Annotated in this window: 17 protein-coding genes; 1 reads left to right on the top strand and 16 read right to left on the bottom strand. The window is 68.5% G+C overall.

From position 1 onward, the window contains the following. Positions 1-5: 5 nt before the first annotated feature. The 15 genes from CCZ27_RS20605 to bla all read right to left on the bottom strand — a co-directional run bounded on the left by CCZ27_RS20605 (position 6) and on the right by bla (position 13,983). Entirely contained in the window at positions 6-1,799 is a 1,794-nt protein-coding gene (locus CCZ27_RS20605; RefSeq protein WP_096451331.1) for a branched-chain amino acid ABC transporter ATP-binding protein/permease, read from the bottom strand. Further along, complete coding sequence (locus tag CCZ27_RS20600) at positions 1,796-2,833, bottom strand: branched-chain amino acid ABC transporter permease (RefSeq protein WP_096450460.1); 1,038 nt, start codon at positions 2,831-2,833, stop codon at positions 1,796-1,798. Before CCZ27_RS20600 ends, CCZ27_RS20605 begins: the two co-directional genes overlap by 4 nt. Next, positions 2,824-2,958 (bottom strand): hypothetical protein, encoded by a 135-nt coding sequence (locus tag CCZ27_RS24575; RefSeq protein WP_269769083.1) that lies wholly within the window; start codon positions 2,956-2,958, stop codon positions 2,824-2,826. The genes CCZ27_RS20600 and CCZ27_RS24575 overlap by 10 nt, the downstream gene beginning before the upstream one ends. Before the next feature lie 255 nt (positions 2,959-3,213). Continuing rightward, entirely contained in the window at positions 3,214-4,359 is a 1,146-nt protein-coding gene (locus tag CCZ27_RS20595; RefSeq protein WP_096451329.1) for an ABC transporter substrate-binding protein, read from the bottom strand. A 362-nt stretch (positions 4,360-4,721) separates the two neighbouring features. Then, positions 4,722-5,126 carry a tautomerase family protein gene (locus CCZ27_RS20590; protein ID WP_096452848.1) on the bottom strand — a complete coding sequence of 135 codons (405 nt, stop codon included), beginning with the start codon at positions 5,124-5,126 and terminating at the stop codon, positions 4,722-4,724. A 13-nt stretch (positions 5,127-5,139) separates the two neighbouring features. Further along, entirely contained in the window at positions 5,140-5,640 is a 501-nt protein-coding gene (locus CCZ27_RS20585; RefSeq protein WP_096451327.1) for a flavin reductase, read from the bottom strand. A 35-nt stretch (positions 5,641-5,675) separates the two neighbouring features. Then, positions 5,676-6,635 (bottom strand): PDR/VanB family oxidoreductase, encoded by a 960-nt coding sequence (locus tag CCZ27_RS20580; RefSeq protein ID WP_096451325.1) that lies wholly within the window; start codon positions 6,633-6,635, stop codon positions 5,676-5,678. Positions 6,636-6,800: 165 nt separating this feature from the next. Then, positions 6,801-7,541 (bottom strand): SDR family NAD(P)-dependent oxidoreductase, encoded by a 741-nt coding sequence (locus CCZ27_RS20575; protein WP_096451323.1) that lies wholly within the window; start codon positions 7,539-7,541, stop codon positions 6,801-6,803. Positions 7,542-7,551: 10 nt separating this feature from the next. Beyond that, positions 7,552-8,028 carry an aromatic-ring-hydroxylating dioxygenase subunit beta gene (locus CCZ27_RS20570; protein WP_096451321.1) on the bottom strand — a complete coding sequence of 159 codons (477 nt, stop codon included), beginning with the start codon at positions 8,026-8,028 and terminating at the stop codon, positions 7,552-7,554. A gap of 14 nt (positions 8,029-8,042) precedes the next feature. Continuing rightward, positions 8,043-9,314, bottom strand: a complete 1,272-nt coding sequence (locus CCZ27_RS20565; RefSeq protein ID WP_096451319.1) for an aromatic ring-hydroxylating oxygenase subunit alpha — start codon at positions 9,312-9,314, stop codon at positions 8,043-8,045. Between the two features lie 55 nt (positions 9,315-9,369). Further along, the gene (locus CCZ27_RS20560) at positions 9,370-9,891 is read right to left on the bottom strand and encodes a nuclear transport factor 2 family protein (RefSeq protein ID WP_096451317.1); all 522 of its coding nucleotides are present in this window, start codon (positions 9,889-9,891) and stop codon (positions 9,370-9,372) included. Between the two features lie 19 nt (positions 9,892-9,910). Next, complete coding sequence (locus CCZ27_RS20555; protein ID WP_096451315.1) at positions 9,911-10,270, bottom strand: IacB protein; 360 nt, start codon at positions 10,268-10,270, stop codon at positions 9,911-9,913. 26 nt (positions 10,271-10,296) lie between these two features. Beyond that, positions 10,297-11,463, bottom strand: a complete 1,167-nt coding sequence (locus CCZ27_RS20550) for an acyl-CoA dehydrogenase family protein (protein WP_096451313.1) — start codon at positions 11,461-11,463, stop codon at positions 10,297-10,299. Positions 11,464-11,482: 19 nt separating this feature from the next. After that, positions 11,483-12,598 carry an amidase gene (locus CCZ27_RS20545; RefSeq protein ID WP_096451311.1) on the bottom strand — a complete coding sequence of 372 codons (1,116 nt, stop codon included), beginning with the start codon at positions 12,596-12,598 and terminating at the stop codon, positions 11,483-11,485. 581 nt (positions 12,599-13,179) lie between these two features. Further along, complete coding sequence (gene bla / locus CCZ27_RS20540) at positions 13,180-13,983, bottom strand: class A beta-lactamase (RefSeq protein ID WP_232516483.1); 804 nt, start codon at positions 13,981-13,983, stop codon at positions 13,180-13,182. A 258-nt stretch (positions 13,984-14,241) separates the two neighbouring features. On the opposite strand from bla, the gene CCZ27_RS20535 reads away from it, so the two are divergent. After that, complete coding sequence (locus CCZ27_RS20535) at positions 14,242-15,018, top strand: ferredoxin--NADP reductase (protein WP_096451309.1); 777 nt, start codon at positions 14,242-14,244, stop codon at positions 15,016-15,018. Between the two features lie 107 nt (positions 15,019-15,125). On the opposite strand, the gene CCZ27_RS20530 is transcribed toward CCZ27_RS20535, so the two are convergent. Further along, positions 15,126-15,758 carry an FMN-binding negative transcriptional regulator gene (locus tag CCZ27_RS20530; RefSeq protein ID WP_096451307.1) on the bottom strand — a complete coding sequence of 211 codons (633 nt, stop codon included), beginning with the start codon at positions 15,756-15,758 and terminating at the stop codon, positions 15,126-15,128. Positions 15,759-15,824: the final 66 nt, after the last annotated feature.

The following is a 15,824-nucleotide window of genomic DNA, read 5'->3' as shown; positions in this document are numbered from 1 at the left end:
TCCGCTCAGTCCACGCCGCCCAGGTAGGCTTCGAGCACCGCCGGGTGCTGCTGGATCTCGTCGGGCAGCCCTTCGGCGATCTTCTGACCGAACTCCATCACCACCACCCGATCCACCAGCCCCATCACGAAGTCCATGTCGTGCTCCACGATCAGCGTCGCCATCCCTTCGGCCCGCAGCTTTCTCAGAAGCTCCCCGAGCGCTTCCTTCTCCTTGAAGCGCAGCCCCGCCGCCGGTTCGTCCAGCAACAGCAGGCACGGGTCCGAGCACAGCGCGCGCGCGATCTCGAGGATGCGCTGCTGGCCCAGCGCCAGGCTGCCCGCTTCGTCGTACAGGTGGTCCTTCAGACCCACGCGCTCGATCTGGTAGGCGGCTTCCTTCAAGAGCCGCGCTTCTTCCTGCCGGTCCAGCCGCCAGGCCGAGCGCAGGACGCCCTGCCGGCTGCGCAGGTGCGCGCCGATCGCCACGTTCTCGAGCACCGTCATCGTCGGCAGCAGCTTCACGTGCTGGAAGGTGCGGCTCATGCCCATCCTGGCGATCTCGCGCGAGTCGTGCCCGGCCACCGCCTTGCCCAGGAAGCGCACTTCGCCCGAGGTGGGGGTGTCCACCCCCGAGATCTGGTTGAACATCGTGCTCTTGCCCGCGCCGTTGGGGCCGATCAGCGCCAGGATCTCGCCCGCCTTCACCGTGAGGCTCATGTTGTTGTTGGCGATGAGCCCGCCGAACTTCTTCGTGACGTCCTGCGCTTCGAGGATCGGCGTGCCCGCCGCCGGCAGCGTGCGCCGCGGCAGGGGCTCGGCCGCCGCGTCGATGCGCTTGGGCACGCCCTGCACCGGCACGCATTTCTTCAGCAGCGGCCACAGGCCGTTGCGCGCGCGCTGCAGCACCAGCACCATCATGAGGCCGAACACGATCACTTCGAAGTTGCCGCTGGCGCCCAGCAGCTTGGGCAGCAGGTCCTGCAGCCATTGCTTGAGCACGGTGATCACCCCCGCGCCCACCAGCGCGCCCCACACGTGGCCCGCGCCGCCCACCACCGCCATGAAGAGGTATTCGATGCCGATGTGCAGCCCGAACGGGGTCGGATTGACGAAGCGCTGCATGTGCGCGTACAGCCAGCCCGAGGCACAGGCATGCAGCGCGGCGATCACGAAGATGATCATGCGCGAGCGCGCGGTGTCCACCCCCATCGCCTCGGCCATCACCCGCCCGCCCTTCAAGGCCCGGATGGCCCGCCCTTCGCGCGAATCCAAGAGGTTCTGCGTGGTGAGCACCGCCACCAGCACGAAGGCCCAGATGAGGTAGTAGATCTCGCCGCCTTCGTCCAGCGTCCAGCCGAACAGCGTGATCGGCGGGATGCCGGTGAGCCCGGTGTGCCCCCCGAGGCTTTCCATGGTGCCGAACAGGAAGTACAGGCTGATGCCCCAGGCGATCGTGCCCAGCGGCAGGAAGTGGCCCGACAGTTTCAGCGTGAGCGAGCCCAGGATCAGCGCAACCGCGGCGGTGAGCACCAGCCCCACGCCCAGCGCGAGCCAGGGGGAGGTGCCGGCCCAGGCGATCCAGCCGGGCAGCGCCGTCGCGGTGGTGAGCGCGGCGCTGGTGTAGGCGCCCAGCCCGACGAAGGCGGCCTGCCCGAAGCTGGTGAGCCCCCCGACGCCGGTGAGCAGCACCAGACCGAGGGCCACCAGCGCGTACAGGCCGATGTAGTTGAGCAGCGTGACGTAGAACGGCGACAGCAGCGCCGGCACCCCCAGCAGCAGCGCCAGGAAGGCGCCCAGGATCAGACGGTCGGGCCTCATTCTTCTTCCTCCACGTGCCGGCTGGTGAGCGAGCGCCACAGCAGCACCGGGATGATCAGGGTGAAGACGATGACTTCCTTGTAGGCGCTGGCCCAGAACGAGGAGAACGCTTCGAGCAGCCCCACCGCGACCGCGCCCAGCGCGGCGATCGGGTAGCTGGCCAGTCCGCCGATGATGGCGGCCACGAACCCCTTCAGCCCGATCAGGAAGCCGGTGTCGTAGTAGATGGTGGTGAGGGGGGCGATCAGCACGCCCGACAGCGCGCCGATCAGCGCCGCCAGGAAGAAGGTGAGCTTGCCCGCCAGCGACGGCGAGATGCCCATCAGCCGCGCCCCCACCCGGTTGATCGCCGTGGCGCGCAGGGCCTTGCCGTACAGCGTGCGCTCGAAGAACTGGTACAGCCCGACGATGAGCACCAGCGAGGCCACGATCACCCACAGCGTCTGCCCCGACACCAAGAGCGGCCCCACTTCGAGGCTGGCGTCGCTGAAGGCCGGGGTGCGCTGGCCTTCGGCACCGAAGAACAGCAGCCCCAGCCCGACCATGGCCACGTGCACCGCCACCGAGACGATCAGCAGGATCAGCACCGGCGCCGAGGCGATGGGCTGGTAGACGAGCCGGTACATGAAGGGGCCCATCGGCACCACCACCGCCAGCGCCAGCCCCACCTGCACCGCCAGCGGCAGGGACGGGACCGGCAGCACCGCCAGCAGGCCCGCCAGCGCCAGCGGGCCGGCGAGGTTCCAGCCCAGCACCGCCGCCAGCCGGCGACCCTGCCCGGCCTTGAGCGCCGCCGCGCCGTCGAGCACCGCCACCGCCGCGCCCAGCGCCACCAGCAGCCACACCGTCGCCGGCACCGACCCCGACTGCATCATCGCCAGCGTCAGCGCCCCGTACGCCACGAATTCCCCCTGCTGGATGCAGATCACCCGCGTCACCGCGAACACCAGCACCAGCGCCAAGGCCAGCAGCGCGTAGATCGCTCCGTTCGTCAGCCCGTCCTGGGCCAGCATCAGCGCTATCGTCAGATCCATCGATTGCCCCATCGCGGCGCGGCGCGGCTGGTCGCCGACACGATCACGCCGACATCGACGTCCGCCTGGGCGGAAACTGCAAAGGCACGGCCGGGGGCGGCCATCAGGGTGCTACGCGGCTTCATGGTCTCTCCTCCAATGCACCGGAACGGGTTTGCCCGGCGTCCGTTGTGCATTGCGCCTTTCAGGCTTGCTGTCCACGAAAATCAAGATTATCTAATAAATTTGAACATATCAAATTCATCGCTCGGTGACGACCTCTTCCGCAGCAGACGAAGGCGCTCGAACGGCGGGGACGGACCGGGATGAGCCCGCGCCCGATCAGGAGTGCATCGTCCGCAAGACCGGGTCGGCCCGCGGCGGGCCGACCCGTCGCGGGCTTACTTCAGCAGCGACCAGTTGCCGTTGACGACGGTGATCAGCTCGCGGCCGCGCTCGTCGAAACCGCTGTGGTCGGTCGGCGTCATGTTGTACACGCCCTGGGTGGCCGGCAGTTCCCTCGTCTGCTCGAGCGCGTCGCGCAGGGCGGAGCGGAATTCGGCCGTGCCCGGCTTGCCCTTGGCCAGCGCGAGCGGGATCGCCTTCTCGAGCAGCAGGCCGGCATCGAAGACGTTGCCGCCGAAGGTCGCCGGGACCGCGCCGTACAGCTTTTCGTAGGCGGCGACGTAGTTCCTGGCGATCGTCTTGGACGGGTGCGTGTCGGGCACCTGGTCGAGCACCAGCATCAGGCTGGCCGCGAGGATCGTGCCTTCGACCTTCTTGCCGCCGAGCTTCAGGAAGTCGGGCAGCGCGGCACCGTGGGTCTGGTAGAACTTGCCCTTGTAGCCGCGCTCGACCAGCGCCAGTTGGGGCAGCACCGCCGGCGTGCCCGGCGCGGCGATCAGCACGGCGTCGGGCCGGGTGCCGATCACCTTGAGCGCCTGGGCGGTGACCGAGGTGTCCTGGCGCTGGAAGCGCTCGTCGGCGACGATCTTGATGCCCTTCTGCGCCGCGCCTTCGGCGAACACCTTGGCCCAGTTCTCGCCGTAGGGGTCGGCGGTGCCGATGAAACCGACGGTCTTCACGCCTGTAGCGGCCATGTGGTCGAGCAGCGCGGAGGCGATGAGGCCGTCGTTCTGGGTGGTCTTGAACACCCACTTCTTCTTGTCGTCCATCGGCAGCACCACGGCCGCGGTGCCCACCGGCGCCAGCAGCGGCACGCCCGCCTCGGCGACGAACTGGATCGCGCCCATCGCGTTCGGCGAGCCGGACGGCCCGACGATGGCATCGACCTTGTGCTCGGAGATGAGCTTCTTCACCGCGACGACCGACGCGGTGGGGTCGCTGCCGTCGTCGATGGCGATGTATTCGATCGCCTGCCCGCCGGCCTTGGCCGGCAGCAGGGCGACGGTGTTCTTCTGCGGGATGCCGACCATCGCGATCGGACCGGTGGAGGAGGAGATGACGCCGACCTTGACCTGCGCGAAGGCGGTGCCGACCGACAGCGCGGCGATCAACAAGGAACCGGCAAGATGCTTGAGCTTCATGGGATGCCCCCTTCAAAAAGGAAAGACTGCACACAACGACGAGAGCCGGCACGGGACACCGACTCGATCCACCTGCTTCTTGAAATACGCATATTCATGTGATTGATCACATTTTTGCGTAGATGCTTCATACATGCGTTCCGGTTGCCGCGCTGGCGGCAACCGGCCGGCACGGCCCGTGGCATGCATCGAAAAGGCTCGAACCCTTCAAAGCATCAGGCGTGCCAGATCCGAAAGAAATCCAGGCTCTGTTCCCGGGCGATTTCCGGGGGGACCGGGATCGCCACCTGCGACGGGCGCCCGAAATCGGTGCCGCGGACGATTTCCTGCACCAGCTTCGTGCTGCGACGCACAAGGCCGCTTCAGCGTCCGAGCGACTTCGCCGTCACCCCCTTCATGCCGAAATCGGTACTGGCGACGTCGAAGATCATGACGCGCACCGGATCGGGCGGGATCGCCAGCGTTTCGCCGATCGCGCGCGTGATGCCGCCGATCAGCGCTTCCTTCTGCGCATCGCTGCGGCCGGCGATCAGGAACGCATGCACGGTGGGGCCGCCGGGCGGCACCGGGCGGCCGGCCAGTTCGTCGGCCAGCAGCGTGACGCCGCCGACGCAGACGTGCGCCCGCGGCAGCTCGATCAGGAAGATCCGCACGGATTCCTTCGGCGATCCGACGCTGTCGACCACCGCATCGGTCATGCGCTGCAGCAGTGCGGCCTTCTGCGCGACGGTGTGGCCTTCGGCGACATAGACGTTGAGGTTCGGCATGGCGGCTCCGGCTTCAGGCGGCGACCACGTCGGCATCGCCGACGCCGTGGTAGTTGCGGTCGAAATACACCAGCCCGTCGCGCGCGGCGCCGTGGCGGATGGCTTCGACCTCGCAGAAGAACACGCTGTGCGAGCCGAACTCGGCCGTCTGCACGATGCGGCAGTCGAAGCTGACCAGCGCCTCGTCCAGCGCCGGGCTGCCGGTTTCCAGCGCGCCCCAGGCGACGCGGGCGAAACGCTCGTCCATGGTCACGTTGCGGTCGGCGAACAGGCCCGACACCGATTGCTGGCCGGCGGCGAGCACGTTCACACAGAGCGCGCCGTTGCCGGTGAACAGCGGATGCGCGTAGGAATTGCGGTTCATGCAGACCAGCAGCGTCGGCGGCTGGTCGGTGACGCTGCTCACCGCGGTGGCGGTGAAGCCGGCCAGCCCTTGCGGCCCGCCGCTGGTGACGACCGTGACCGCGCTGGCGAGCATGGCCATGCCGTCGCGAAAGGCGTTGATTTCGACCATGATGTGCTCCTCTCTGTCGTTGTGATCGGCCGGATTCAGATGTCCAGCACCAGGGTTTCCGTCTTCGCCCGCGAGCAGCACAACAGCATCTGGTCGTTGTCTGCCTTTTCCTCGTCGGTGAGGAAGATGTCGCGGTGGTCGGGCACGCCTTCCAGCACGTTGCACAGGCAGGTGCCGCACACGCCCTGCTCGCACGACACCTGGATCTTGATGCCGACGGCGGCCAGGGCGTCAACGATGGTCTGGCCTTCCTCGACGCGCACGGTCTTGCCGCTCTTCCTGGCGACGACGTCGAACGCGCCGCCGCTGGAGTCGGTCTCGACCTGGAAGTATTCCTTGTGGATCCGCGCCTCGGGCAGGCCGAGCCTGCGCGCCTCGCCGATCACCCAGTCCATGAAGCCGGACGGCCCGCACACGTAGATGTGCGCGCCCGGATCGGCCTTGCCCAGCACGGCGCCGAGATCGAGGCGCTGCGCCTCGCCGCCGTCGTCGAAGTGCGGATGCACGCGGTCGGCGAACGCGCCGGCGGTCAGTTCGTCGAGGAAGGCACAGGCGGCGCGGGTGCGGCCGCAGTAGTGCAGTTCGAAGGATTTGCCGGCGTCCGACAGCGCATGCGCCATCGCGATCATCGGCGTGATGCCGATGCCGCCGCCGACGAGCACGGTGTGGCGTGCGTCCATCGCCAGCGGGAAATGGTTGCGCGGCACGCCGATGCGGATCTCGGTGCCCTCGCGCAGGCGTTCGTGGGCGGCGACGGAGCCGCCGCGCGACTTGGGGTCCTTGAGGATGCCGAGGCGGTACACGCTGCGGTCGGCCGGCGTGCCGGCGAGCGAATACTGGCGCACCAGCCCGTCGCCCAGATGCACGTCGACGTGGGCGCCGGCCTCGAACGGCGGCAATGCGCCGCCCTCCGCGCTGGCCAGGTCGAGCACCAGCACGCCGTGCCCCTGTTCCTCGCGTCGCCGCACGACGACCTTGATCGTTTCCTCGGACATAAACACCACCTGCTCTCTGCTGGGAGCGCCGCGCGTGGCATCGCTCCTCGATGATTTTCGCCCCCGCGCGGACGGGAGGCCGGTCGCCGCGCGATGCCGTTCAGGCTGGCATCGCGCCGGCGCCGGTACCAAGACTGCTTTCTGTTTCCTGCAAACGCTATCCGCTCAGCGCATGAAGATGCCGCCGTTCACATCCCAGGTGGCCCCGGTGGTGAAGTCGGCCTCGGGCGAGGCGAGCTTGACGACGAGGTCGGCGACGAACGTCGGATTGCCCAGCCGGCGCACGGGGATGGCCTCGATCAGCTTCTCCAGCCGTTCGGGCGGCACCGCCGCGCGCACCGAGGGCAGTTCCATCGGCCCCGGCGCGATCGCGTTGACGGTGACGTTGGAGGCGGCCAGTTCGCGGGCGAAGATCTTGTTCAGCGTCAGGATCGCGCCCTTGGACGAGGCGTAGTGCGCGCCCGACGCGGTGCCGCCGTTCTGCCCCGCGAGCGAGGCGAGGTTGATGATGCGCCCGTACCCGGCCGCGGCCATGTGCGCACCGAACACCTGGCAGCCGAACAGCGTGCCGCGCAGGTTGACCGCGATCACCTCGTCGAACTCCTCGGCGGTGATCTGCATCACCGGGGTGGTGGGCGTCATCGCGGCGTTGTTCACCGCCACCTGCAGCCCGCCCCACTTCGCCACGACCGCCGCCAGCGCCGCCTCGAAATCCTCCTTGCGCTTGACGTCGAGCTTGAGGGCCAGCGCGGTGGCGCCGCCGGCGTCGAGCCGCGCTGCGGCCTCGCGCGCCAGTTCCTCGATGCGGTCGGTGACGGCGACCTTGTAGCCGGCCGCGTGCAGTTGCCCGGCGATGGCGTTCCCCAGGCCCTGCGCGGCTCCCGTGACCAGGGCGACCTGCGACATGTGCGGCTCCTTACAGGATGTAGCCGATACCTTGCAGCGTATCGGTGGAGTTGATGAGACGGACGATCTTGCGCCGGATCAGGAAGCTGCCGCCGCTGCGCACCAGCTCGAAGCTGACGTCGGCGGTGTAGTGCTTGAGCACGTCCTTGCGGAATTCGCGCAGGTTCTGCGCGCAGCGCACGGTGACGCTGGTGCCGTCGTTGGCCAGCACGCGGAAGCGCGACACGTCGCGCACGGTGCGCGGCACCGGCGAGGTGGAGATCGATTCGCCGCTGCCCAGCCGCGCGACGCGCTTCTCGCGCATGTCGGCGTTGTCGCAGGCGTAGTTCAGCGTGTTGGCGAAGTCGGTCTCCTGCGGGTCGATCGGCACGATGTAGAGGCCGTCGGGGGTCCAGGATTCCAGCCACTGCGCGTATTCGCCGTGGTCGAGCATGTCGGCTTCCTGCCAGATGAAGGCGGCGACTTGGGTGATCAGTTCGGTGTTCATGTGCGGTTCTCCGGTCAGGCGGTCATCAGTTTCTTCCACTGCTGGTAGGCGGCGCGCATGCCGGTCTCGGCACTCACGTCGCTCGCCCGCCCGTCGGCCGTCGGCTTCTCGCCCGGCAGCCCCCGGTTCAGCATGATCCACAGGTCGGTACCGGCGCCCGCGCCCTTCTGCACGCGCTCCCAGGCTTCGGAGTCGTCCGGCGTGCCGAAGCCCATCGGCCCCTGGAAGTGTTCGTGCAGCCGCAGCCGCGCCTGGTTGGCGGCCTGCGGGCCGCCGTCCATCGTGATCACCGCGTGGTGGATCTCGGTCTCGATCACCGAGATCGGCTGCAGCACGCGGAAGAAGGCCATGGAGCAGGCGACGTTGGGGAAGATGTTCAGGTTGAAGCCCGAACCGCCCACCGCGCGCACGATGCGGCGCACTTCCTGCTCGGGGTACTGCTCGGCGCGCAACTGCTCGGCCAGCTCGGCGAAGCGCCCGGGGATGGGCGCGTCGAGGTTTTCCTCGAGGTCGATCAGTTGCGGGATCATCACCATCACGCTGTGGCCGTTGCCCAGGTCCTCGACGTAGCCGGGGCCGCCGACGAAGTCGAGCATCTCTTCGGTCTGCTTGTCGACCGAGCTGAGGAAGGACTTGTGCACCAGCGGGAAGTGGTAGGCGTCGGTGGTGTTCTCGAGCTGGATCTTCCAGTTGCCGGGGAAGCGGAAGCGGTGTTCGCCCAGCACCTTGACGGGGTAGCCGCCGCCCTGCTTCATGAACAGATCAATCCACTTCTTCGCCGGGCCGAGGTAGTCGGCCAGCGGCTCGATGTCGTCCTTGAAGGTGGCGAAGATCATGCCGGCGTACTCTTCCACGCGCAGGCTCACCAGCCCCAGTTCGCCCTTGTCGAGCTGGTCGGCGTAGCTCTCGGGATGCGGCACGCCACGCAGCGCGCCGTCCAGCGAGTAGCTCCAGCCGTGGTAGGGACAGACGAAGCTGTTGGTCTTGCCCTTCTTGCCTTCGCACACGGTGGCGGCGCGGTGGCGGCAGCGGTTGAGCAGCACGTGCACCTGCTGCTTGCGGTCGCGCACGGCGATGACCGGCTGGCGGCCGATGTAGGTGTTCTTGTAGCTGCCCGCCTCGGGGATCTCGCTGGCATGGGCCACCCACACCCAGGTGCTGGAGAAGATCTTGTCCATCTCCTGCTCGAAGATGGCGGGATCGGTGTAGAGCGAGGTATGCACGCGGTCCGCCTGGACCCGGTCACCCAGCGTGAGCGTCTGATGCGCGTCGGTCTTGTTCGTCATGATGCGTTCCTCTTGCTTGGTCCGGGACGGGCCCGGATCGGAAAAAAACGTTCTGTCAGTGCGGCACCGGCAGCGGTTCGGTCCGGTTCCACGCGTCGATCGGCCGGCTGAAGAGGTTCCGGGTGCGGAAGTGCGACATCCGCCACCCGCTCTTGCCGCGCACGAAATCCACCGTCAGCCGGGCGGCGTTCAGGTGCGAAGCGCCGCTGGCGAAGGTCGAGGTCTGCAACATCACCCAGTTGCCGCGGGCGGCATCGGCGGCATGCACCTCGATCAGTTCGGAGGTCAGGAAATGCACGTTGAGCGCGAAGTGGGCCGGCTCGGTCATGTACTTGCCGAACATCTCCCGCAGCGCCGCGCGCCCCTGGATGCGGCCGAAGGAGTCGCGGTACTTGTCGCCCACGCCTTCCCAGATCGCGTCTCTGGTGAACAGCCCGGCCAGTTCGTCCAGCGGCGTGGCCGCGTCGAGCGCATCGCACAGCACCATGTAGCGGTCCATGCAGGCGCGGATGGCGTGCTCGGCCTCGAAGCGTTCGAGGCGGGCCTCGAGGCGGCGCAGCTTCTTGCTGTCGGACATGGCGGGCGCTTCCTCTGCCTCAGTCGGGGATGGCCAGTTCGCGGCCGATGCGGGCCTCGACGCGCATGTACTTCCACAGCTTGCAGGTGCCGTCGCCGACCGGGGTGACACGGAACAGGTTGCAGGCCGCGGTCACCGTGTCGTAGTCGGGCACGTCGGCCAGCACATAGGTCGTCCACGGAAAGGCGACCGAGGGGCCGACCATGATGCGGTCGTCGTCCATGTTGCCGAGCACGCGCACGCCGGGCAGGCGGGCGATGCCCTGCATCATGGCCACGAAGGCGGCCCACACGTCCTTCATCTCGTCGGCGGTGCCGTCCATGAAGTTCTGGTTCACGCCCATGCAGAACAGCACGCGCAGGGGGGTCTTGTCGCTCATTTCTCGCTCCGTCTGAGTGGTGAAGGTCACAGGTAGCCCGGCAGGGGCTTGAGGCCGAACATCATGGCGCCGGCATTCTGGTAGGTGATGTCGCCCATGAAGGCGTGCTGGGTGATCATCTGCGCGTCGCGCACCTGCGCCGCGAGCGGGCTGGATTCATAGACGCCGGTGCCGCCCGACACCATCTGCGCGCGGCGCGTCACGTCGGCCGCCACGCGCGAGGCGTGCGTGGTCGACAGCCGCAGCATGCTCACCTGGTGGTCGGTCGGCGTGCCGCCGGCGAGCAGCACCTGCCAGACGTCGTCGATGGCCTGGTAGAACCAGGCGCGCGCGGCGCGCAGTTCGGCCTCGATCCTGGCCATCTCGAGCTGCACATAGACGCGCTCGCCCAGGTTGGGGGCGCCGGTGACCGAGGCGCGGCCCGCGGCCATGCCGATCACCTCGTCGATCGCGGCACGGGCGATGCCCAGGCCGACGACGGTGAGCACCTGCGCCGCGAAGGACAGCGTCGGGTAGCGGTACAGCGGCGTTTCGAGCGACGAGGCGCCGCCGCGCACGAAGGTCCATTCCTCGGGCACCACCACGTCCTTGACGACGATGTCGTGGCTGCCGGTGCCGAGCAGGCCCATGACCTCCCAGTTGGGCACGATCTGCACCTTGTCGCGCGGCATCACCGCCATGCGCGGCAGGCCGGAGCCGTCGGCACTCTTGGGCAGGATGCCGGCGCCGACCACTTCCGAGCCCATGCTGCCGCTGCCCCAGCTCCAGCGGCCATTGACCTTGTAGCCGCCTGCGACCAGTTCGGCCGGCTGCGGCGGGAAGATGCCGCCGGCGAACACGACGTCGGGGCCGTCGGCGTAGACCTTTTCCAGCGTCGCAACCGGCAGCGCGGCCAGGTACACGCCGCCGATGCCGAAGCTCGCCACCCAGCCGGCCGAGCCGTCGGCGTGCGAGATCGTTTCGATCAGCTCACAGAATTCGGCGGGCGATTTCTCCTCGCCGCCGAAGCGCTTCGCCACCAGCGCGCGATACACGCCGATCTTCTTGAAGCGCTGGATGATGTCGGGCGAGATGAAGCGCTGCGCCTCGAACTCCTTGCGCCGCGCGCGGATGTCGCGCAGCAGTTCGTCCATTTCGGTGGCAGACGGGGCCACGGCCGTGCTGCTGACGGTGTCTTTCAGGCTTGCCAACATTGACGCCTCCGGTTTTCGTTCAGTGTTGATCCAGGCGGCCGGCGATCTGCCGCGCCACCGCACAAAGCAGTTCGTCCCGGCCTTTGGCCGCCACGAGCTGCAGGCTCATCGGGAAGTCGCCGGCCCCCTGCAGCGGAATGGCGATGGCCGGATGGCCGGACAGGTTGAAGGGCCGCACCAGCGAGGTCATGCCGACCAGCTTGCTGGTGTCGGCGCCGGATTCGAGCAGCGGCGGGGCATCGGCCATGGTCGGCAGCGCGAGGATCGGGAAGGTGCGCAGGGCTTCGTCCACCTGCGCGGTGAAGGCGGCGCGCACCGCCTCGGCCGCCTGCACGTCGGCCGCCGTGGTCCGCGACGCGGCCAGCAGGCGCTTGGCGACGTCCTCGCCGACGCGGCCGGTGGCGACCAGTTCGCCGCAGGCCGCCCAGGTTTCGGCGTTGATCACCACCAGCCCCGCGTCGTAGGCACGGACGAATGCGTCCAGCACGACGCGTCCGGCGGCGAAACCGCCGGCCGCGACCGCGGCCTCGACCGCACGCCGGATCTCCGGCCTCGCCTCCACCTCGACCAGGCCGACCGTCACGCCCGCCGTGTCGGGGAGCGCGCCGAAGTCCGGGTCGATCGCCCGCATACAGGCGATCAGCGCGTCCATGTCGCCGGCGAAGGGGCCGACGCAGTCCAGGCTGGTCTGCGCCGGCATCACGCCGTCGCGGCTGACGCGGCCGAAGGTCGGCTTCAGGCCGAACACGCCGCAGCACGCCGCGGGGATGCGGATCGACCCGCCGGTGTCGGTGCCCAGCGCGGCCTCGGCCAGCCCCGCCGCCACGGCGGCGGCGGAGCCGCTCGACGATCCGCCGGGCACGTAGGCCGGATGGCGCGGATTGACCGGCGTGCCGGTCCAGGCATTGAGGCCGGTGGTGCCGAAGGCCAGTTCATGCATGTTGGCCTTGCCAACGAGGTGATAGCCCGCGGCGAGCAGCCGGTCGACGACGGCCGCGTTGGCGGCGGCCGGCGCCGCGTCCTCGAAGGCGCGGCTGCCTGCGCGGGTCGGCACGCCGGCGACGTCGATCGTGTCCTTGATCGCCACCGTCGGGCCGCTGCCGCCCAGGTCCAGTTTCACCACGAAGATGCTCATCGGTCCGTCCTCGTCTCGTTGCCGCCGCGCCCTGCTTGCCGGGCTCGAATTCACTTTGTTGATGCAAAGATTAGAATCGCTTTTGTGCTTAGTCAAGAGATTTTTCATGTGAATATTCACATTTTTGATCGTGGCCGGGAGCGCTTGGCTGGCGAACTTCATGGTTCGGCCCACCGCATTGCCGACCTGCCGCCGCAGCCGGCTCAGGGACGCCGGTCGGGCAGACGATCCAAAGCAGGCTGCGTGCCAGTTTTCTGCCACTTGTTTTTCAAGGTTTTTTCACCGGGGGCGCGCCTGCGGCCGCGGCGGACGCACCGAATCGGGAAGCCGCCGGCCGGGAAATGCACCGGTGTTGGGCAGGCCGGCCGGCAGCGGGAGGGAGGATCAGAGCAGCGAGAACTTCGCCACGAAGGCGGCGGCGATGAGCGCCACCGCCGGCGCGGCTTCGGTGAGGTCGTCCCAGGCGATCTCGGCGCCTTCTTCAGCCGCGGCAGGCGGCCCGCCTCGTCGAGCAGGCCGGTGTGGTGGCAGACACCGATCAGCGTGCCGGACGCATCGGTGAGCCGCCGGCCCGCGCCTGCTCAGCGCGCGATGTCCCGCAGCAGCCGTCCGACGTCCGCGATCGCGGCTTCCCTGGCGGCGCCCTCCGCCGGGCTGTCCGCCAGATAGGCGGCGACCAGCAGCGGCGCGCGACCGGGTGGCCAGACCACGCCGACGTCGTTCGCATCCATCCCGGCGGTGCCGGTCTTGTCGCCGATGCGCCAGTCCGCGGGCAACCCCGCCTTCAACCGCCTGCCGCCCGTCGTATTGCCGAGCAGCCATTGCTGCAGGCGCTCGCGCGACGCGGCGGACAGCGCCTCGCCCAGCACCAGCTTGCGCATGCTGCCGACCATGGCGCGCGGCGAGGTGGTGTCGAACGGCTCGTGCGGATGCTTGTCGTTGAGCGTGGGTTCGTTGCGGTCCAGGCGGGTGACGGTGTCGCCGAGCTGCCGCAGGTAGGCCGTCAGCGCCGCCGGCCCGCCATAGCTGGCCAGGATGAGATTGGCCGCGGTGTTGTCGCTCGTGGTGACCGCCGCTTCGCACAGCCCGGCCAGCGTCATGCCCTCGCCGCCGGCGTGGCGCCCGGTCACCGGCGACCAGGGCACCAGGTCCTCCCTGCCATACGAGATGCGCCGCGCCAGCGAATCCAGCCCCGCATCCACCCGATGCAGCACCAGCGCACTCGCCAGCAGCTTGAAGGAACTGAGCATCAGAAAGCGCTCGTCCGGGCGATAGCCGTATCCGGCGCCGCTCTGCGTATCCACCACATACACGCCGAGACGCCCGCCGACGTCCGCCTCCAGCGCCTGCAGCCGGGCCGCCACGGCATCCTGGCGTTCCGGCATGCCGGAAAGACCGCGCCGCGGCCACAGCCCGGCGGCAAGCGCGATCGAAACCGCGGAGGAAAGGAAATGCCTTCTGTGCATCGACGTCCTGGAGGCCATGCCGGCAGACCCGCGCGCCGACGAATCATGCCATCGGCCGGTGCATCGCGGGCCGCCGGCCGCAACGGCGAAGGCCGCGGGACTTGATCTACGCCAACCCAATTATCCCCACCGGCGTAACATTTCGCCCTCCGCTCAACATCGACGTCCCTCGACCCCATGGCTGCCTACATCACAGAGAAGGTCCTCAGTGTTCACCACTGGAACGACACCCTTTTTTCCTTCACCACCACCCGCGATCGTTCCATCCGCTTCGAGAACGGCCAGTTCGTGATGATCGGCCTGGAAGTGGACGGCCGCCCGCTGACCCGGGCCTACTCCATCGCCAGCCCCAACTACGAAGAGACGCTGGAGTTCTTCAGCATCAAGGTGCAGAACGGCCCGCTCACCTCCCGCCTGCAGCACCTGCAGCCCGGCGACGACCTGCTCGTGTCCCGCAAGCCGACCGGCACCCTGCTGCTGTCGGACCTGCTGCCCGGCAAGCATCTCTACCTCTTCTCCACGGGCACCGGCCTGGCCGCCTTCATGAGCGTCATCCGCGACCTGGATCTCTACGACCGCTTCGAGAAAATCGTGCTGGTGCACGGCGTGCGCTACGTGAGCGAACTGGCGTACCACGACTTCATCACCAAGGAACTGCCCCACCACGAGTTCCTCGGCGAAGCGATCGCCGAGAAGCTGATCTACTACCCCACCGTGACCCGCGAGCCCTACCGCAACCAGGGCCGCCTGACCGATCTCGTCGAGAACGGCAAGCTCTTCGAGGACATCGGCCTGCCGCCGCTGGACCCGGCGGTGGACCGGGCGATGATCTGCGGCAGCGCCCCCATGCTCAGGGACTGCCGCACCATGCTGGACACGCGGGGCTTCCGCATGTCCAAGCGGATCGGCGACGTGGCCGACTACGTGATCGAGCACGCCTTCATCGAGAAGTGAGGCGGGTTTGACGGGCCGGCCGGGCAAGCCGGCCGGATGCGAGGCCGGCGGCGGGAGTCGCCGGCAGCCTCTTCCCGCGCGCAGCGCGCCGGGCGACGGGATCGCCTTCAGCGGCCGTCCGCCAGTTGCTCCATCAAGTCCGGCATCGCCGGGCAGGCACACTCGGCCCTCAAGCCGTCGATGACCCCCTGGCGGTCGGCCGGCAGGCGGTTCTGGCTGAGCTTCCACTTCCCCTGCATCGAACGGATGGGAATCTCGACGCCGACGATGCCCTTGAGCTGCGCGGCGATGAAGTCGCCGGGGGCGTCGGAAACCTTCCACGGGTGCCCGCGTCCGTTCTCGAGGTCACCGGTGAGCCGCTCGACCTGGGCGCGCAGCCAGGCCGCGTCATCGATCACCCGGGGTTCGCCGCGAACCTGGACCATCGCGTAGTTCCAGGTCGGCACGACCTTGCCGTGCTCCGCCTTCGACGGGTACCACGACGGCGTCACGTAGCACGCCGGCCCCTGGAAGATCACCAGCGCCTCGGCCCCTTCGCGGAGCGCGTCGAGCTGTTCGTTCTTCCTCGCAAGGTGCGCCCGCAGGATGCCGTGCCCGCCGCCGCCGCACAGCGAGAACGGAACCAGGTTGGCCATCAGGCCGCTGCTCCCCGCGGTGACCAGCATGGCCAGCGGGTGAGCCGCAATCAGTCCGTGGAGGACGTCCAGTCGTTCCTCGCGGAACATTGCCGGGCAGTGCATCTCGACTCCTTGTCTTTCAGGGATGGCGAATCGTCGCGGGATATTCTTGCGGACGAACGGACGGCC

It is taken from the genome of Thauera sp. K11, from assembly GCF_002354895.1.
Taxonomy (GTDB): Bacteria; Pseudomonadota; Gammaproteobacteria; order Burkholderiales; family Rhodocyclaceae; genus Thauera; species Thauera sinica.
This window is presented reverse-complemented; position numbering and strand designations above follow the sequence as displayed.

Excerpts from the sequence above, each read along its gene's own strand:
- CCZ27_RS20605 (WP_096451331.1), bottom strand. The coding sequence starts at position 1,799 with ATGAGGCCCGACCGTCTGATCCTGGGCGCCTTCCTGGCGCTGCTGCTG.
- CCZ27_RS20600 (WP_096450460.1), bottom strand. The coding sequence starts at position 2,833 with ATGGATCTGACGATAGCGCTGATGCTGGCCCAGGACGGGCTGACGAAC.
- CCZ27_RS24575 (WP_269769083.1), bottom strand. The coding sequence starts at position 2,958 with ATGAAGCCGCGTAGCACCCTGATGGCCGCCCCCGGCCGTGCCTTTGCA.
- CCZ27_RS20595 (WP_096451329.1), bottom strand. The coding sequence starts at position 4,359 with ATGAAGCTCAAGCATCTTGCCGGTTCCTTGTTGATCGCCGCGCTGTCG.
- CCZ27_RS20590 (WP_096452848.1), bottom strand. The coding sequence starts at position 5,126 with ATGCCGAACCTCAACGTCTATGTCGCCGAAGGCCACACCGTCGCGCAG.
- CCZ27_RS20585 (WP_096451327.1), bottom strand. The coding sequence starts at position 5,640 with ATGGTCGAAATCAACGCCTTTCGCGACGGCATGGCCATGCTCGCCAGC.
- CCZ27_RS20580 (WP_096451325.1), bottom strand. The coding sequence starts at position 6,635 with ATGTCCGAGGAAACGATCAAGGTCGTCGTGCGGCGACGCGAGGAACAG.
- CCZ27_RS20575 (WP_096451323.1), bottom strand. The coding sequence starts at position 7,541 with ATGTCGCAGGTCGCCCTGGTCACGGGAGCCGCGCAGGGCCTGGGGAAC.
- CCZ27_RS20570 (WP_096451321.1), bottom strand. The coding sequence starts at position 8,028 with ATGAACACCGAACTGATCACCCAAGTCGCCGCCTTCATCTGGCAGGAA.
- CCZ27_RS20565 (WP_096451319.1), bottom strand. The coding sequence starts at position 9,314 with ATGACGAACAAGACCGACGCGCATCAGACGCTCACGCTGGGTGACCGG.
- CCZ27_RS20560 (WP_096451317.1), bottom strand. The coding sequence starts at position 9,891 with ATGTCCGACAGCAAGAAGCTGCGCCGCCTCGAGGCCCGCCTCGAACGC.
- CCZ27_RS20555 (WP_096451315.1), bottom strand. The coding sequence starts at position 10,270 with ATGAGCGACAAGACCCCCCTGCGCGTGCTGTTCTGCATGGGCGTGAAC.
- CCZ27_RS20550 (WP_096451313.1), bottom strand. The coding sequence starts at position 11,463 with ATGTTGGCAAGCCTGAAAGACACCGTCAGCAGCACGGCCGTGGCCCCG.
- CCZ27_RS20545 (WP_096451311.1), bottom strand. The coding sequence starts at position 12,598 with ATGAGCATCTTCGTGGTGAAACTGGACCTGGGCGGCAGCGGCCCGACG.
- bla (WP_232516483.1), bottom strand. The coding sequence starts at position 13,983 with ATGCCGGAACGCCAGGATGCCGTGGCGGCCCGGCTGCAGGCGCTGGAG.
- CCZ27_RS20535 (WP_096451309.1), top strand. The coding sequence starts at position 14,242 with ATGGCTGCCTACATCACAGAGAAGGTCCTCAGTGTTCACCACTGGAAC.
- CCZ27_RS20530 (WP_096451307.1), bottom strand. The coding sequence starts at position 15,758 with ATGCACTGCCCGGCAATGTTCCGCGAGGAACGACTGGACGTCCTCCAC.